The sequence below is a fragment of the Dietzia sp. NPDC055343 genome (assembly GCF_053645265.1).
The window spans coordinates 1-1,028 of record NZ_JBSHMJ010000179.1 but is presented as its reverse complement, the minus strand read 5'-3'; the positions used below and the strand labels follow the sequence as shown (position 1 = coordinate 1,028).

Sequence of the window (1,028 nt, the reverse complement as noted above, 5' to 3'; positions counted from 1 at the left end):
GTCAGATCCAGCTTCATGGCCACAGGATAAGCGACGCGTGAGGGCGGTCACGGCTCGGTGGCGGGAGCCGGCACGGGCCGCCTCCCGACCACTTACGAGTTTCGCCCGTCTCCCTGTCGTAGGGCGGGTCTATCATCAGCGCTACCACTTCAGATAAGCCGCGCCTCATTGGCCGGCCGTCTCTGGAGATCTCCCTCGTCAGCTCTCGACTAAGGCGCGCCATGCTCTCTCGGATCACCGCTGCGGCAGCAGCGCTGGCTTTCCCGCTTCTCATCCTGTCGGCGTGTTCCCCCGGAGAGTCGGAGCCCGTGGAGGTCACGGTCACCTCGACGGTCCGGCCGTCCGCAACGACACCGTCGAGTTCCACCACCTCAAGCGCCGACCCCACACCGAGCCAGGAGCCACCGGCGGCTCCAGCCTCGGCTGCATGCGGCGCGGTGGCGTACACGGCGGCCCCGGGCCACGAGAGCCCGCATTGCCTCGGCAAGCAGATTGCGTCGTGCGGGACGGCGAACCACCAGACCGGAACCACGTTCTTCACGGACGGCACCAGCGGGTGGACACAGACGTGCCAGGACCAGATGCAGACCGTCTACGTTCCGCCTGCTCCGGACCCGGTTCCGACCTTTGACCAGGACGCCTACAACGAGCAGTTCGCCGAGGAGTACTGGCGCACGCACCCCAAGCCGACGTTCGATCCGGATTCCGCTGACGGTTACGGCCCCGACCAGGAACTGCCGCCGGCCTGCCTGCGGCTGGAGGGCGTCAACTGCTGACGGCTCCGGAACCCGCCCCGACAGCCCGGGCGGCACGCGTGAGCCAGCCGGGATCGGACGCCATCAAGTCAACTCGCCAGCCTGAAAAGCACTCACAGCTACTCCGAAGGTGACGTCCAGCCACCCTGCAGGCGCGGTTCATAGTGTCGCGTCCATGAAGCACACCACCGCATCGACCAGAGCCCGCCGGCCACGCCGCCGGGGCGCCCTCCACCTCGCCTCGCTCGCGCTGATCGGCGGGCTCACACTCAC

General features: G+C 68.0%; 1 protein-coding gene. It reads left to right on the top strand.

Translation table 11 applies throughout. From position 1 onward, the window contains the following. Positions 1–221: 221 nt before the first annotated feature. Positions 222–776 (top strand): hypothetical protein, encoded by a 555-nt coding sequence (locus tag ACWIE7_RS19525; RefSeq protein ID WP_454070383.1) that lies wholly within the window; start codon positions 222–224, stop codon positions 774–776. The last annotated feature ends 252 nt before the right edge of the window (positions 777–1,028 follow it).

Coding starts and splice junctions, on each gene's coding strand:
- ACWIE7_RS19525 (WP_454070383.1), top strand. CDS start 222: ATGCTCTCTCGGATCACCGCTGCGGCAGCAGCGCTGGCTTTCCCGCTT.